Below are 15,857 nucleotides of genomic sequence, written 5' to 3'. Positions count from 1 at the left end.
TGGGGGAATACCAAAGCGGCCAACTGGGACGGACTGTAAATCCGTTGACTTATGTCTTCACAGGTTCGAATCCTGTTTCCCCCACAAATCTAGGTGAAGTCTTACAAGGCTTATAGCATATAGCAATAAAAGCGGGAGTAGCTCAGTTGGTAGAGCGGCAGCCTTCCAAGCTGCAGGTCGCGGGTTCGAGCCTCGTCTCCCGCTCTATGCTTTTTATAGCATATTAATGTTATCAGCCGACGTAGCTCAGGGGTAGAGTACTTCCTTGGTAAGGAAGGGGTCACGGGTTCAAATCCCGTCGTTGGCTCTTCAACATTGGAAATTTAAAATAAAACATATCTTTAACTAAAACAGAGGATTTTCACGCATGGCAAAAGCAACCTTTGACCGTTCCAAACCGCACGTAAATATCGGTACGATTGGTCACGTAGACCATGGAAAGACTACTTTGACTGCTGCCATCACCGCAGTATTGGCTAAGAAAGGTCTTTCTGAAATGAGAGATTTCTCTTCTATCGACAACGCTCCAGAAGAAAAAGAAAGAGGTATCACCATCAACACTTCTCACGTAGAGTATCAGACTGCTAGCAGACACTATGCACACGTTGACTGTCCAGGTCACGCTGACTATGTGAAGAACATGGTTACCGGTGCTGCCCAGATGGACGGCGCTATCCTTGTAGTAGCTGCTACTGACGGACCTATGCCACAAACTAGAGAGCACATCCTTCTTGCCCGTCAGGTAGGTGTTCCTGCTCTTGTAGTGTTCTTAAACAAAGTGGACATGGTTGACGATCCAGAACTTCTTGAACTTGTTGAAATGGAAGTAAGAGAATTGCTTTCTTTCTATGAGTTTGATGGAGATAACATTCCAGTTATTGCTGGTTCTGCACTAGGTGCACTTAATGGTGAGCCTAAGTGGGAAGATACAGTTATGCAATTAATGGATGCTGTTGATAACTATATTCCGCTTCCTGAGCGTCTAATCGACAAAGATTTCTTGATGCCTGTTGAAGACGTATTCTCTATTACTGGCCGTGGTACTGTAGCTACTGGTAGAATTGAAAGAGGTATCATCAACTCTGGTGATCCTGTAGATATCATCGGTATGGGTGCTCAAGGCTTGAAATCTACTGTTACTGGTGTGGAAATGTTCCGTAAGATCCTTGACAGAGGTGAAGCTGGTGACAACGTAGGTTTGTTGTTGAGAGGTATCGAGAAGTCTCAGATCAGAAGAGGTATGATTATCTGTAAGCCTGGTTCTGTAACTCCTCACGCTCACTTCAAAGCTGAAGTTTACGTATTGTCAAAAGAAGAAGGTGGACGTCACACTCCATTCTTCAACAAATATCGTCCACAGTTCTACTTGAGAACTACAGACGTAACTGGTGAAATCAAACTTCCTGAGAACGTGGAAATGGTTATGCCAGGTGACAACGTAACAATCGAAGTGAATTTGTTGAACGCAGTTGCCCTTGAAAAAGGTCTACGTTTCGCTATCCGTGAAGGTGGTAGAACTGTAGGTGCTGGTCAGGTAACTGAAATTCTTGACTAATCATTGAGATACATATAATTGCAAATGCGATCCTGAATTTTTTTGGGATCGCATTTGTTTCTTAATCCTTATCTAAGTACCTTTGCGTTCCTTTTGGGAACCAATTATTCTACGGGCATAGTTCAATGGCAGAATAGCGGTCTCCAAAACCGTTGATGGGAGTTCGAATCTCTCTGCCCGTGCTATTAATGAAGTAAACCATGAATATTAAAAGTTTTGTCATCGAATCCATCGACGAAATGAAGAACAAGGTTACTTGGCCTTCTTATTCGTTTTTACAAAACAGCGCCGTATTGGTGATTGTGGCTTCTCTGATCTTCGCTCTGGTTATTGGTGCGATAGACCTAGGGTTCGAGAATCTGATGAAATGGTTTTACGATCTATTCTAATCGAATTATAATTACTGATGGCTGAACATAAGTGGTACGTACTTAGGGTGGTGGCTGGACAAGAGAAGAAGACCAAGTCTTACTTGGACAATGAAATTGTCAGGGCCAAACTTCAGGAATACATTCCTGAAGTATTGATTCCATCCGAGAAAGTTTACGAAATGCGCAATGGCAAAAAGAGAGTGAGAGAAAGAAATTTCTTTCCTGGCTATGTTTTGGTCAATGCGGATTTGAGCCACGGTGAGGCTAATCACGTAATTACAAGTATCCCGGGTGTGATCGGTTTTTTAGGTTCAAACCAAGGGGGAGCTTCCAAAACCCCTGAGCCATTACGACAATCAGAAGTCAACAGGATTTTAGGTCGTGTTGAGGAGATTGATGAGTTTGCGGAAAAACTCGATACGCCATTTATAGTCGGAGAGACCGTAAAAGTAATGGACGGTCCCTTTAGTGGTTTCTCGGGGACAATAGAAGAGGTGTTTGAAGACAAGAAGAAGCTTAACGTAATGGTGAAGATCTTCGGTCGAAATACACCTGTCGAATTAAACTTTATACAAGTAGAAAAACAAGATTAAGAAATGGCTAAGGAAATCACTGGTTATGTGAAATTACAAGTGAAAGGTGGCCAGGCAAACCCATCGCCTCCAGTAGGTCCGGCTCTTGGTTCCAAGGGTCTGAACATCATGGAGTTCTGTAAGCAGTTTAATGCCCGTACCCAAGACAAAATGGGTCAGGTATTGCCTGTTTTGATTACTGTTTTCTCTGACAAATCTTTTGAATTCGTTGTAAAAACTCCTCCGGCTGCAAACATGCTGTTGGAAGCTGCGAAATTGAAAGGTGGTTCAGCAGAGCCTAACAGGAAAAAAGTAGGTTCCGTTACCTGGGATCAGGTTAGGGAAATTGCTCAGGTTAAAATGCCTGACTTAAACGCTTTCAAAGTGGAATCTGCCATGAAAATGATTGCAGGTACCGCTAGAAGTATGGGTATCACTGTTTCTGGTAAAGCTCCTTGGGAGGAATAATTAATATACTATGGCTAAGTTAACAAAAAAGCAAAAAGAAGCTCTTTCTAAGTACGACCCAAGCCAGCAGTACTCCCTAGAAGAAGCTACTTCCATTGTAAAAGAAATCACGAATGTAAAATTTGACGCTTCTGTTGATGTCGATGTCCGTTTGGGCGTTGATCCAAGGAAAGCTGATCAAATGGTGAGAGGTGTTGTTGCACTTCCTCATGGTACCGGCAAGGACGTGAGGGTATTGGTGCTTTGCACGCCTGACAAAGAAGAAGAAGCTAAGGAAGCTGGTGCAGACTATGTGGGTCTTGACGATTATATTGCCAAAATCGAAGGTGGTTGGACTGATATCGATGTGATTATCACCATGCCTAACGTAATGGCCAAAGTTGGTAGACTAGGTAGAGTTTTGGGTCCAAGAGGTTTGATGCCAAACCCTAAGTCCGGAACTGTTACTTTAGAGGTAGGTAAAGCAGTAAAAGAGGTGAAAGCTGGTAAAATCGACTTTAAAGTTGATAAATTCGGTATCATCCATGCTGGTATAGGTAAGGTTTCTTTCACCCCTGAACAAATTCAGGATAACGTAAAAGAGCTTATCAATACAATTGCAAAGCTTAAGCCTGCTTCATCTAAAGGTACGTATTTCAAAAGCATTCACCTATCCAGTACAATGTCTCCTGGAGTGAAAGTAGATAAAGGAAGTATTCAAGGTATTTAATCATGACTAGAGAAGAAAAATCACAAATAATCGAAAGTCTTACCGAGAAGTTCAAAGAAAATCCATACTTCTATATCACAGATGCTTCTGGATTCACAGTAGCTGAGGTAAATGCTTTCAGAAGAACTTGTTTTGAAAGAGGTGTTGAATACAAAGTGTACAAAAACACTTTGATCGCAAAAGCATTGGAAACCCTTGATGGGGACTACAAAGGTTTTGCAGAAAAGGCCTTAAAGGGTTTCTCCGGTATTATTTTCTCTAAAGAAGTCGGTAACCTTCCAGCAAAAGTATTGTTGGATTTCAGAAAAAAACAAGGTAAAAAAGAGTATAGACCTGTATTCAAAGGAGCTTACATCGATTCTGATGTATTCATTGGTGAAGCTAACCTTGAAATGTTGTCTACGCTTAAATCTAAGCAGGAATTGATCGGTGATCTTATTGGATTGCTGCAGTCCCCTGCTAAAAACCTTCTGTCTGCTCTTCAAAGCGGTCAAAATAACATCACAGGTGTATTGAAGACCCTAGCTGACAGAGAAGAAAAATAAGTTTATCAAATCATTCAAAAAACAAATTAAATTAAAAATAAAATGGCAGATCTTACACAACTTGCAGAACAGTTGGTTAACTTGACTGTAAAAGAAGTTAAAGAATTGACAGATATCCTTAAAGATCAGTATGGTATTGAGCCTGCTGCAGCTGGTGCTGTAATGGTAGCTGCTGCTGGTGGAGCCGGTGCTGGTGAAGCTGCTGCTGAAGAAGAAAAAACTTCTTTTGACGTTATTTTGAAATCTGCTGGTGCTCAGAAACTAGCTGTTGTGAAGCTTGTAAAAGAATTGACAGGTCTTGGTTTGAAAGAAGCCAAAGAACTAGTTGACAGCGCTCCTAAAGCAGTAAAAGAAGGTATCGCTAAAGATGAGGCTGACGCATTGAAGAAGTCTCTTGAAGAAGCTGGTGCTGAAGTAGAAATTAAGTAATTTGAATAACCTGTCCTTACTTTAGGATATGGTTATACGATTAGACCTGACTGTATAGTCAGGTCTTTTCCTGTTTGTGCACAGGTATAAAATTGCACTATTCTAAGCGAAAATTGTCGCTTTTGGTTATTTATTTTCACTAAAAACATATACTGCCTTGGCTATCCAGAATCAAACCGTAAGGAAAAGTTTCTCATCAATAAAGGTAGTCAAAGACTATCCGGATTTCTTAGATATCCAATTACAATCATTCAAAGACTTTTTTCAGCTTGATACACCTGCTGAAAAAAGAAGACAGGATGGTCTTTTCAAGGTGTTTTCTGAAAATTTCCCTATCTCTGACTCCAGGGAAAATTTCACCCTTGAATTTATTGACTATACAGTAGATCCTCCAAAATATAGTGTAGAGGAATGCATCGATAGAGGATTGACTTATTCCGTACCACTCAAAGCAAAGCTTAGATTGCTTTGTCATGATGAGGACAATGAAGATTTCGAAACGATCGAGCAGGAGGTATTCTTAGGAAACCTGCCTTATATGACGGAAAAAGGCTCCTTTGTTATCAATGGTGCTGAAAGGGTAATCGTTTCCCAACTTCACAGATCTCCAGGTGTGTTCTTTGCCCAAAGTAAGCATACCAATGGTACAAAATTGTATTCAGCCAGAATTATCCCTTTTAAAGGTAGCTGGATAGAATTCGCAACTGACATTAACAATGTCATGTATGCTTACATTGACCGTAAGAAAAAGTTTCCTGTTACTACTCTATTAAGAGCTATCGGATTTGGTTCTGATAAGGAAATTCTGGATCTTTTTGGGCTTTCAGAAGAAATTGAAGCCACAAAAAATAATCTCAAGAAAGTAGCTGGAAGAAGACTTGCTGCCCGTGTGCTTAGAACATGGGTTGAGGACTTTGTAGATGAGGATACCGGCGAGGTAGTTTCCATTGACAGAAATGAAGTTTTGTTGGAAAGGGATTCCGTTCTGACAGATGAAGATATTGATTTGATCCTTGATTCAGGTACTAAGTCCATTATTCTCCATAGAGAAGATGTGAATGTAGCTGACTTCTCAATAATCTATAATACCCTACAAAAAGATAATTCCAACTCTGAAAAAGAGGCAGTTGAAGTAATCTATCGTCAATTGAGAAATACAGAAGCCCCTGACGAGGCTACTGCCCGCGAAGTAATTCACGGACTTTTCTTCTCTGATAAACGATATGATTTGGGTGAAGTAGGTAGATATAGGATCAATAAAAAATTGGGTCTAAATATAGATCCTTTAAAAATTGTACTGACCACCGAAGATATCATCAGCATTGTTAAATACTTGATCGGATTGATCAACTCCAAAGCAGTAGTGGATGATATTGACCACCTTTCCAATAGAAGGGTAAGGACAGTAGGTGAACAACTTTACAGCCAGTTTGGTGTGGGTCTTGCAAGAATGGCCAGAACCATTCGGGAAAGAATGAACGTAAGGGACAATGAGGACTTCAAACCTGTAGATCTTATCAATGCCCGTACGCTTTCTTCTGTAATCAATTCCTTCTTTGGTACCAACCAGCTTTCTCAGTTTATGGACCAGACCAACCCTCTTGCAGAACTTACGCATAAAAGAAGGTTGTCTGCATTGGGACCAGGTGGTCTTTCCAGAGAAAGAGCCGGATTTGAGGTTAGAGACGTTCACTATACCCATTATGGCCGTCTTTGTACTATCGAAACACCGGAAGGACCAAACATCGGTCTGATTTCTTCCCTATGTGTTCATGCAAAAGTAAATTCCATGGGCTTCTTGGAAACCCCTTACAGAAAAGTAAAGGATGGAAAAGTAAGCATGGATGCTTCTGATATCGTCTTCCTTACTGCTGAAGAAGAGGATGACAATAACATCGCCCAAGCTAATGCACCTTTGGACACTGAAGGTAACTTCATCAATGAAAAGGTAAAAGCAAGATTTGAAGGTGATTTCCCTGTGCTGGAACCAAAAGAAATTAGCTACATGGACGTCGCGCCAAATCAGATTGTATCTGTGGCCGCTTCTTTAATTCCATTCTTGGAGCATGATGATGCTAACCGTGCATTGATGGGATCCAACATGCAGCGTCAGGCTGTTCCATTGTTGAGACCTGAATCTCCAATTGTAGGTACTGGCTTGGAAGCTAAAGCAGCTACTGATTCCAGAGCACTTATTTTGGCAGAAGCTGATGGTGTGGTTGAATATGTAGATGCCAATAAAATCACCATTAAGTATGATCTTACTGATGATGAATTATTGGTTAACTTCAGTGACCAGTACAAAACATATAACCTGATCAAATTCAGAAGGACCAACCAAGATACAACTATCAACCTTTCACCATTGGTGTTGAAGGGTACTAGGGTAACAAAAGGCCAGGTTTTGGTGGAAGGTTATTCAACCAACAAAGGTGAGTTAGCCTTGGGTAAGAACCTGAGAGTGGCTTATATGCCTTGGCAAGGTTATAACTTCGAGGATGCGATCGTAATTTCTGAAAGGGTAGTAAGAGAAGATATCTTTACTTCTATCCATATTGAAGAATTCCAGCTTGAAGTAAGGGATACAAAAAGAGGTGAAGAAGAATTGACTTCTGAAATCCCTAACGTGTCTGAGGAAGCTGTGAAAAATTTGGATGAAAATGGTATCATCCGTGTTGGTGCTGAAGTAAAAGAAGGTGATATCATTATCGGTAAAATCACCCCTAAAGGTGAAACTGACCCAACTCCTGAAGAGAAGCTTTTGAGAGCAATCTTTGGTGATAAGGCAGGTGATGTGAAAGACGCTTCTCTAAAAGCTTCACCTTCATTGAACGGTGTGGTTATCGAAACCAAATTGTTCTCCAGACCTAAAAAAGACAAGGACCTTAGAGCGAAATCCAAAGCAGAAGTTGAGAAGTTGAAGTCTCAATACGCTAAGGATCTTTTGGGCATCCGTGCCAAAATGATCAACAAATTGGTGACTTTGCTTGATGGAAAGACTTCTCAGGGAGTAAAACACAAATTTGGTGACGAAATCATAAGCAAAGGAGTGAAGTTCAATGTCAAAAACATTGAGCAAAATCTCTTCCCATCCAAAAACCCATACAGAGATGAGTCTAACTACAATGTGCCTGAAGAGGCTAACTTGATTTCAGACATCATCTTGGATGATTGGACAGAAGATGCACATACCAACAAGCTTATCCAGCAATTGGTTAAGAACTATGTTAACTCAAGGAATGAAATCTCCGGTAGATTTAAGAGGGACAAGTTTACCCTTGAAGTGGGAGACGAATTGCCTGCGGGGATCGTTCAATTGGCCAAAGTATACATCGCTAAGAAGCGTAAGTTGAAAGTTGGGGATAAAATGGCAGGACGTCACGGTAACAAAGGTATTGTTGCCAGAATCGTGAGAGATGAAGACATGCCATTCTTGGAAGACGGTACGCCAATGGATATTGTTTTGAACCCTCTGGGTGTACCTTCAAGGATGAACATTGGTCAGATATACGAAACTGTATTGGCTTGGGCAGGATTTAAACTTGGCAAGAAATATGCTACTCCAATCTTCGATGGCGCAACCATGGAAGAGGTATCTGCCGAATTGGAAGAAGCAGGATTGCCAGCTTACGGTAGGACATATCTATACGATGGGTTGACCGGTAAGAAATTTGATCAGCCGGTGACTGTAGGTATAGCCTATATGCTTAAACTAGGCCACTTGGTGGATGACAAAATGCACGCAAGGTCCATAGGTCCATACTCATTGATAACGCAGCAGCCTTTGGGTGGTAAAGCCCAGTTCGGTGGTCAGCGTTTTGGAGAAATGGAGGTTTGGGCATTGGAGGCATTTGGTGCATCCCATGTGTTGCAGGAAATCTTGACTGTGAAATCTGACGACGTGGTAGGTAGGGCTAAAGCCTATGAGGCCATCGTGAAAGGAGAAAATCTTCCGAAACCAAATATTCCGGAATCCTTCAACGTATTGGTTCATGAGCTGAGAGGTCTTGCTCTAGAAATTACCCTTGACTAATTTTAATTTAATGGGCCGCAAGGCCCTTAACATACCCTTCAACAATTATGGCGTTCAGAAAAAATAAAAAACTAAACAACGACTTTTCCAGAGTCACTATTAGTTTGGCTTCTCCAGAATCTATTCTGGACAGCTCTCATGGTGAAGTAACGCAGCCGGAAACCATTAACTACAGAACATATAAACCTGAAATGGGCGGATTGTTCTGCGAAAGGATTTTCGGACCTGTCAAAGACTGGGAGTGTCATTGTGGTAAATACAAGCGCATAAGATATAAAGGCATCATCTGTGACCGATGTGGTGTTGAGGTGACCGAAAAGAAAGTGAGAAGAGAGCGTATGGGACACATTGAACTTGTGGTACCTGTGGCGCATATCTGGTATTTCAAGTCCCTTCCTAACAAAATCGGTTATTTGCTTGGCCTACCTACTAAGAAACTGGATCAAATCGTATATTATGAAAGATATGTGGTCATCCAAGCTGGTCTTAAAGCAGAAGATGGGGTTCAGTACCTAGACTTTTTGACTGAAGACGAATATTTGGATATCATGGACAAACTTCCAAAAGATAACCAAATGCTGGATGATGATGATCCCAATAAGTTCATTGCTAAAATGGGAGCTGAAGCGGTGGAAATGCTTTTGGCAAGATTGGACTTAGATGATCTTTCCTATAGCTTGAGGCATCAGGCAGCTACCGATACTTCCCAGCAAAGAAAAGCAGAAGCTTTGAAGCGATTGAAAGTAGTAGAGGCCTTCAGGGATGCCAGAACCAGAATCGAAAACCGTCCAGAGTGGATGGTGGTCAGAATGGTTCCTGTAATTCCGCCTGAATTGAGACCATTGGTTCCTTTGGATGGTGGAAGATTTGCAACATCCGATTTAAATGACCTATATAGAAGGGTAATCATCAGGAACAACCGATTGAAGAGATTGATCGATATCAAAGCACCTGAGGTGATTTTGAGAAACGAAAAAAGGATGCTTCAGGAGGCAGTTGATTCTCTGTTTGATAACTCCAGAAAAGTAAACGCGGTAAGATCTGATGGTAACCGTGCCCTTAAGTCACTTTCCGATATGTTGAAAGGTAAGCAGGGACGTTTCCGTCAAAACCTTTTGGGTAAAAGGGTGGACTACTCCGGCCGTTCGGTAATCGTAGTAGGTCCAGAACTGAAACTCCATGAGTGCGGTCTTCCTAAAAATATGGCAGCAGAGCTTTTCAAACCATTTATCATCAGAAAACTGATCGAAAGGGGTATTGTAAAGACTGTAAAATCTGCCAAGAAAATCGTTGACAGAAAAGATCCCGTGGTGTGGGATATCCTTGAAAATGTATTGAAAGGACACCCTGTATTGCTTAACCGTGCCCCAACATTGCACAGATTGGGTATTCAGGCATTCCAACCAAAGTTGATCGAAGGAAAGGCGATCCAATTGCATCCATTGGTTTGTACAGCATTCAACGCTGATTTTGACGGTGACCAGATGGCTGTTCACGTTCCACTTGGACATGAGGCTATTTTGGAGGCATCTACATTGATGCTTTCTTCACACAATATCCTTAACCCTGCTAATGGTGCCCCGATTACTGTTCCTTCCCAAGACATGGTTTTGGGTCTGTACTACGTGACAAAAGGAAAAAAATCCACTCCTGAAGAGCCTGTTTTGGGTGAAGGAATGACCTTCTACGGTGAGGAAGAAGTAATCATTGCCCTTAACGAAGGACAAATCTCCAAGCATGCCCTGATCAAATGTAAAGTGAAGGTCAGAAATGAAGATGGTTCTTTGGAAGAAAAGGTTATTGATACTGTTGCAGGTAGATTGATCTTCAACCAATTCGTTCCTGAGGAAGTAGGATTTGTAAACGAATTATTGACTAAGAAAAAACTACAGCAGATCATTTCTGAGGTAGTAAAAATATGTGGTGTTGCCAGAACTGCCCAGTTCTTGGATGACATCAAGAATCTTGGTTTCCAAATGGCTTACCAAGGCGGTCTTTCAATGGGTCTAAATGACGTTATCATTCCTGATGAGAAAAATCCATTGATTGGCAAGGCCAAGGAAGAAGTAGATCAGGTATGGAACAACTACTTGATGGGTCTGATCACAGATAATGAAAGATACAACCAAGTTATCGATATCTGGACCAGGACCAACTCAAACCTGACCAATATTCTGATGAAGAAGATGGAGGAGGACAAGCAAGGCTTCAACGCCATCTACATGATGATGCACTCCGGAGCTAGAGGTTCAAGAGAGCAGATCCGTCAGTTGGGTGGTATGAGAGGTCTAATGGCCAAACCTCAGAAAAACCTCCAAGGTTCTGTGGGTGAGATTATCGAAAACCCAATCCTTTCCAACTTCAAGGAAGGTCTGGATGTATTGGAGTACTTTATCTCTACACACGGTGCCCGTAAAGGTCTTGCAGATACGGCATTGAAAACTGCAGATGCCGGCTACTTAACACGTCGTTTGGTTGATGTAGCTCAAGATATGATCATATCTGAAGAGGATTGCGGTACTTTGAGAGGTCTGGTAGTTTCCGCTCTAAAAGATAATGATGAGATTGTAGAACCACTTTCTGAAAGAATCTTAGGAAGGGTTTCTGTACATGATGTATTTGATCCTATTACAGAAGAATTGCTAATTCCTGCCGGAATCGAGATTACTGAAGATATCGCGAAGCGTGTTGACGAATCTTCTGTAGATGAAGTTGAGATCCGCTCCGTATTGACCTGTGAAACCAGAAGAGGTGTCTGTGCGAAATGTTATGGACGTAACCTGGCTACCGGTAGAATGGTACAAGCCGGTGAATCTGTAGGTGTAATTGCTGCACAGTCCATCGGTGAACCTGGTACTCAGCTTACTCTTAGAACCTTCCACGTGGGTGGTACAGCTTCCAACATCTCTGTTGAAGCAAGTATCAATGCCAAATTTGACGGTGTGGTTGAGTTTGAGGAGGAATTGAGATGGATTGAAACTACCAACAAAGAAGGTCAAGCGGTATCTATTGTTATGGGTAGATCCGGTGAGATCAGAATCAATGATCCAAAATCAGGCAAGACATTGGTGGCAAACCATGTGCCTTACGGTGCTGTCTTGAATGTAAAAGATGGACAAAAAGTATCCAAAGGAGATTCTTTGTGTACATGGGATCCATATAATGCAGTGATTCTTTCTGAATATGATGGAACTGTAGAGTTCGAAGCCATTATTGAAGGTATAACTTACAAAGAAGTGGCCGATGATCAGACAGGTTTCAGAGAGAAAGTAATCATTGATACCAAGGATAAGACCAAAAACCCGGCTGTTGTTGTAAATTATGGAGAAGAATCCAAAGCTTACAACATTCCAGTGGGAGCACACTTGGCTGTAGAGGCAGGTGAAAAAGTGAAAGCTGGCCAAATCCTTGTGAAAATTCCTAGATCGGTTGGTAAAACCAGAGATATTACCGGTGGTCTTCCAAGAGTAACTGAATTGTTTGAGGCAAGAAACCCATCCAATCCGGCTGTTGTTTCTGAAATCGACGGCGTAGTAACCTATGGTGGTATCAAGCGTGGTAACAGAGAAATCTTCATTGAATCCAGAGATGGTGTGAAGAAAAGATACATGGTATCTCTTTCCAAGCACATCCTTGTTCAGGAAAATGACTTTATCAGAGCGGGAGAGCCACTTTCAGATGGAGCCATTACTCCAAGTGATATCTTGGCAATTAAAGGACCTACCGCTGTCCAAGAATATTTGGTAAATGAAATCCAGGAAGTTTACCGACTTCAAGGTGTGAAAATCAACGATAAGCATATTGAGGTGATTGTAAGCCAGATGATGCAGAAAGTTGAAATCCTTGAGCCTGGTGATACTAACTTCCTACAGGGGCAGACAGTAGATAAGTGGGCATTTAGAGAAGAAAATGACAATATTCTTGATAAGAAGGTTGTTATGGATGCCGGTGATTCCACTACTTTGAAGCCGGGTATGATCATTACTGCAAGAAGACTGAGAGATGAAAATTCCAGTCTGAAGCGTAAAGATTTGAAACTGGTACAGGTAAGAGATGCCGAGACAGCTGTTTCCCAGCCTACACTACAAGGTATTACTGCTGCTTCTTTGGGAACTGAAAGCTTTATTTCTGCTGCATCCTTCCAAGAGACTACCAAGGTCTTGAGTGAGGCAGCCATCAGAGGCAAGCGTGATGAACTCTTGGGCTTGAAAGAAAACGTGATCGTAGGTCACTTGATCCCTGCAGGTACCGGACAGAGACATTTTAAGAACATTATTGTTGGCTCTCAGGAAGAGTATGATAGAATGTCTTCAGAAAAAGACAGGTCTGTCAGAAGGTCCAAAGAGGCTGTTAAATAATCAAAGATCATTTGTAAACTAAAAGGCCTGTAGTCAAATACAGGCCTTTTTTAATCAAAATATGATGAAAGACGGAAACAATAACCCTGAAGATCAGCAAATTAATGTGGAATTATCCGAGGAGGTAGCAGAAGGTATTTATTCCAATTTGGCCATGATTGCCCATTCCAATTCGGAATTTGTCATTGATTTTATCCGCTTGATGCCGGGAGTGCCTAAGGCAAAAGTAAAGTCCAGAATTATCATGACCCCTGATCATGCCAAGAGGCTTTTGGCGGCTTTAAAAGACAATATTGCAAAATATGAGCAGTCTTTTGGCAAGATTCAGGGTGGTATGGAAGGTCCAAATTTCCCAATGAATTTTGGTGGGGGCTTTGGTGAGGCATAATCTATGCCTCACTTTATTCCAGTTCAAAAATATGAATGTCGCTAGTCTGCAATTCAAATGCTGCAATTTTGTCGGGTGGAATTATGCATATTTTTGAATAGTAGCTGTTTATCTCACCGATATTATAAATTTTTTCTAAGCATATCTTTTCATTTTGATGAATATTGAAAACAATAATTTGTCTTGGATTAGGTCTCTCCTCTGGTTTTCTGTTGTAAATTAATATGAATAGTTTGCCATCATATAATTTACAATCTGAAACAATATCGATGGTGCTGTTTGTTGTCGTTTTGTAAAAACTGTAAATATTGTCCTTGACAGATTTCAAATTTATTTTCTCTAAAATGTTTGTACTATAGGATAAGTTTAAATCTGAATCATAAATTGTTATTTCACCTGTTGTAGGTAAAACCGTAATGAATCCCATTTTTAAAGGGAAAATATAACCTTTGCTGTTATGAATTTCTTGGAATTTGTTGAATGAAAAGTTGGTTAATTCTCCAAACCTTTTTATTTCATGTGAGTATTGATCATGGATAATAAATTGACCTTGGAGGTCATCTGGTAAAATTGAGTAGACTAATTTATTGTCTAGCTGAGAAAAATTTAAAAGCTCTGAATTCACCTTTAAAGATAAATTGTCAACAAATTTCCCTTCATTGGTGTAAAAATCAATCCTTTGTTTGCCTGAATTATAGACAGCTATTTTGTTGTTAATGGGGATTGAAAATGTAGGATAGCTTACCCCAGAATCCTCGTACGAATCATCTATAATAAGTTTTTTCGAAAAGTCTCTATCTAAAATTAACAATCTGCTATAGTCATATTCAGTTATATAGAAGGTACCATTGACAAACTCCATCGAACTGAGGGAGGAGAGGAAGTAATCAAAATCATAGTCTGAAAATTTTTCTGTAGGGAATAATTGGATTTTTTCAGTTTGAACTTTTGAACAACCTAAAACAAATAATAATACAGTCAGATGGCAAATAAATTTGATCATAAACAATTGATTTTTTGAATTCTGCCTTGAAAATTTCAAGACAGTTTATTTAATGATAGTTATGGAGTCGGTTGACCATAACAATAACTTGTAACCCCATTAAATTTTACCCAAGGATTTGCTATCTCAGGTCTAGATCAAGTACAAGATGTAGCATTACAAGAAAGTGAACCGACACTGCCGGAATATCTAGTTGCATTACAACCTGCTAGTGAAATTAATGGAATTGAGACCCATAGCGAAAATTTTAGCAGTCCAAGAAGTTTAAATTTTTCATAAAATGTTGTTTTATTAGTAACAATCTTTTTCCGGAAGATTTTTCACCCTTACCTTTCAACTCATCTATGCTTAGAATGATAGTTAAAACTATTTATTTCTTTGAACTTCAAAATATTTCTGACTTTTTTTTTCGATAACAATATATTCAATAAAATACAACAGCTTAATTTTGTTTGTTTTATCGATTTCCCTACCTTTGCAGTCCAAAATTCACAAGTTTAAAGGAAGTATTTATAAATCTATCAGTTAATGCCTACTATACAACAGTTAGTAAGAAAAGGTAGAACCACTCTAGAGACCAAATCCAAATCAAGAGCTTTGGATGCTTGTCCTCAAAGACGCGGTGTTTGTACCAGGGTGTACACTACCACCCCTAAGAAGCCTAACTCAGCGATGAGAAAAGTGGCCAGGGTAAGATTGACGAATGGTAAAGAGGTGAACGCTTACATCCCAGGTGAGGGTCACAATCTACAGGAGCACTCTATCGTATTGATCAGAGGTGGTCGTGTGAAGGACCTTCCAGGTGTACGTTACCACATTATCAGAGGTGCATTGGATACTGCAGGAGTTAAAGACCGTAAGCAAGGTCGCTCTAAGTACGGTGCTAAGAGACCAAAACCAGGAGCAGCAGCTGCACCAGGTAAAAAGAAATAATTAAAAACATTACAAAGAAATGAGAAAAGCGAAACCAAAGAAGAGATATATTCTTCCTGATCCTAAGTTCAACGATACTTTGGTAACCAAGTTCGTGAACTGTCTGATGGTAGATGGTAAGAAGAGTATTGCTTACAAAATCTTCTACGATGCAATCGAGAAGGTAGAACAAAAAGTAGGTGAGAACGGTCTTGAGGTTTGGAAAAAAGCGCTTAACAATATTACTCCATCCGTAGAGGTGAAGAGTCGTAGGGTTGGTGGTGCAACGTTCCAGGTCCCAATGGAAGTTAGACCTGAAAGAAAAATGTCCCTAGGTATCAAGTGGATGATTACTTATGCCAGAAAAAGGGGTGAGAAGACCATGATGGATAGACTTGCAGGTGAAATCATCTCCGCTTCTAAAGGAGAAGGTGCAGCTGTTAAAAAGAAAGATGATACCCACAGAATGGCTGAAGCAAACAAAGCATTCTCACACTTTAGATTTTAATCAGTA

The 15,857-nt window shown here is 40.5% G+C and carries 13 protein-coding genes and 4 tRNA genes; 16 read left to right on the top strand and 1 reads right to left on the bottom strand.

What is annotated here, in order from left to right:
* The first annotated feature begins 1 nt into the window (after position 1).
* The 14 genes from CLV48_RS07475 to CLV48_RS07410 all read left to right on the top strand — a co-directional run bounded on the left by CLV48_RS07475 (position 2) and on the right by CLV48_RS07410 (position 13,428).
* A tRNA-Tyr gene (locus tag CLV48_RS07475) sits at positions 2–84 on the top strand.
* Between the two features lie 47 nt (positions 85–131).
* Positions 132–204 (top strand) — tRNA-Gly (locus CLV48_RS07470).
* Between the two features lie 31 nt (positions 205–235).
* Positions 236–307 (top strand) — tRNA-Thr (locus tag CLV48_RS07465).
* Positions 308–367: 60 nt separating this feature from the next.
* Positions 368–1,555, top strand: a complete 1,188-nt coding sequence (tuf, locus tag CLV48_RS07460) for an elongation factor Tu (protein WP_106566658.1) — start codon at positions 368–370, stop codon at positions 1,553–1,555.
* Positions 1,556–1,666: 111 nt separating this feature from the next.
* Positions 1,667–1,737 (top strand) — tRNA-Trp (locus tag CLV48_RS07455).
* 18 nt (positions 1,738–1,755) lie between these two features.
* Positions 1,756–1,944 (top strand): preprotein translocase subunit SecE, encoded by a 189-nt coding sequence (gene secE / locus CLV48_RS07450; RefSeq protein WP_106566657.1) that lies wholly within the window; start codon positions 1,756–1,758, stop codon positions 1,942–1,944.
* A gap of 17 nt (positions 1,945–1,961) precedes the next feature.
* Complete coding sequence (gene nusG, locus CLV48_RS07445) at positions 1,962–2,519, top strand: transcription termination/antitermination protein NusG (protein WP_106566656.1); 558 nt, start codon at positions 1,962–1,964, stop codon at positions 2,517–2,519.
* Between the two features lie 3 nt (positions 2,520–2,522).
* Complete coding sequence (gene rplK, locus CLV48_RS07440) at positions 2,523–2,966, top strand: 50S ribosomal protein L11 (protein WP_106566655.1); 444 nt, start codon at positions 2,523–2,525, stop codon at positions 2,964–2,966.
* Between the two features lie 10 nt (positions 2,967–2,976).
* Positions 2,977–3,675 (top strand): 50S ribosomal protein L1, encoded by a 699-nt coding sequence (rplA, locus tag CLV48_RS07435; protein ID WP_106566654.1) that lies wholly within the window; start codon positions 2,977–2,979, stop codon positions 3,673–3,675.
* Between the two features lie 2 nt (positions 3,676–3,677).
* Entirely contained in the window at positions 3,678–4,220 is a 543-nt protein-coding gene (gene rplJ / locus CLV48_RS07430; protein WP_106566653.1) for a 50S ribosomal protein L10, read from the top strand.
* 42 nt (positions 4,221–4,262) lie between these two features.
* Positions 4,263–4,649: a 50S ribosomal protein L7/L12 gene (gene rplL / locus CLV48_RS07425; protein WP_106566652.1), complete on the top strand. Its 387-nt coding sequence runs from the start codon at positions 4,263–4,265 to the stop codon at positions 4,647–4,649.
* 157 nt (positions 4,650–4,806) lie between these two features.
* Positions 4,807–8,682, top strand: coding sequence for a DNA-directed RNA polymerase subunit beta (rpoB, locus tag CLV48_RS07420; protein WP_106566651.1), 3,876 nt, complete (start codon positions 4,807–4,809; stop codon positions 8,680–8,682).
* 47 nt (positions 8,683–8,729) lie between these two features.
* Entirely contained in the window at positions 8,730–13,040 is a 4,311-nt protein-coding gene (gene rpoC, locus CLV48_RS07415) for a DNA-directed RNA polymerase subunit beta' (RefSeq protein WP_106566650.1), read from the top strand.
* Between the two features lie 64 nt (positions 13,041–13,104).
* On the top strand, positions 13,105–13,428 hold the full coding sequence (locus CLV48_RS07410; protein WP_106566649.1) for a DUF3467 domain-containing protein: 324 nt from the start codon (positions 13,105–13,107) through the stop codon (positions 13,426–13,428).
* A gap of 13 nt (positions 13,429–13,441) precedes the next feature.
* Here CLV48_RS07410 and CLV48_RS07405 read toward each other — a convergent pair whose 3' ends face one another.
* Positions 13,442–14,431, bottom strand: coding sequence for an NHL repeat-containing protein (locus CLV48_RS07405; protein ID WP_106566648.1), 990 nt, complete (start codon positions 14,429–14,431; stop codon positions 13,442–13,444).
* A gap of 528 nt (positions 14,432–14,959) precedes the next feature.
* Here CLV48_RS07405 and rpsL point away from each other — a divergent pair.
* Together rpsL and rpsG are read left to right on the top strand one after the other, a co-directional pair.
* Positions 14,960–15,364 carry a 30S ribosomal protein S12 gene (gene rpsL / locus CLV48_RS07400; protein WP_106566647.1) on the top strand — a complete coding sequence of 135 codons (405 nt, stop codon included), beginning with the start codon at positions 14,960–14,962 and terminating at the stop codon, positions 15,362–15,364.
* 19 nt (positions 15,365–15,383) lie between these two features.
* Positions 15,384–15,851, top strand: a complete 468-nt coding sequence (rpsG, locus tag CLV48_RS07395) for a 30S ribosomal protein S7 (RefSeq protein WP_106566646.1) — start codon at positions 15,384–15,386, stop codon at positions 15,849–15,851.
* Positions 15,852–15,857 lie beyond the last annotated feature (6 nt).

It is taken from the genome of Cecembia rubra, assembly GCF_003014575.1.
In the GTDB taxonomy this organism is placed as follows: Bacteria; Bacteroidota; Bacteroidia; order Cytophagales; family Cyclobacteriaceae; genus Cecembia_A; species Cecembia_A rubra.
The sequence above is the reverse complement of the archived record's forward strand: the minus strand, read 5'-3'. Positions and strand labels throughout refer to the sequence as shown.

Excerpts from the sequence above, each read along its gene's own strand:
- tuf (WP_106566658.1), top strand. The coding sequence starts at position 368 with ATGGCAAAAGCAACCTTTGACCGTTCCAAACCGCACGTAAATATCGGT.
- secE (WP_106566657.1), top strand. The coding sequence starts at position 1,756 with ATGAATATTAAAAGTTTTGTCATCGAATCCATCGACGAAATGAAGAAC.
- nusG (WP_106566656.1), top strand. The coding sequence starts at position 1,962 with ATGGCTGAACATAAGTGGTACGTACTTAGGGTGGTGGCTGGACAAGAG.
- rplK (WP_106566655.1), top strand. The coding sequence starts at position 2,523 with ATGGCTAAGGAAATCACTGGTTATGTGAAATTACAAGTGAAAGGTGGC.
- rplA (WP_106566654.1), top strand. The coding sequence starts at position 2,977 with ATGGCTAAGTTAACAAAAAAGCAAAAAGAAGCTCTTTCTAAGTACGAC.
- rplJ (WP_106566653.1), top strand. The coding sequence starts at position 3,678 with ATGACTAGAGAAGAAAAATCACAAATAATCGAAAGTCTTACCGAGAAG.
- rplL (WP_106566652.1), top strand. The coding sequence starts at position 4,263 with ATGGCAGATCTTACACAACTTGCAGAACAGTTGGTTAACTTGACTGTA.
- rpoC (WP_106566650.1), top strand. The coding sequence starts at position 8,730 with ATGGCGTTCAGAAAAAATAAAAAACTAAACAACGACTTTTCCAGAGTC.
- CLV48_RS07410 (WP_106566649.1), top strand. The coding sequence starts at position 13,105 with ATGAAAGACGGAAACAATAACCCTGAAGATCAGCAAATTAATGTGGAA.
- CLV48_RS07405 (WP_106566648.1), bottom strand. The coding sequence starts at position 14,431 with ATGATCAAATTTATTTGCCATCTGACTGTATTATTATTTGTTTTAGGT.
- rpsL (WP_106566647.1), top strand. The coding sequence starts at position 14,960 with ATGCCTACTATACAACAGTTAGTAAGAAAAGGTAGAACCACTCTAGAG.
- rpsG (WP_106566646.1), top strand. The coding sequence starts at position 15,384 with ATGAGAAAAGCGAAACCAAAGAAGAGATATATTCTTCCTGATCCTAAG.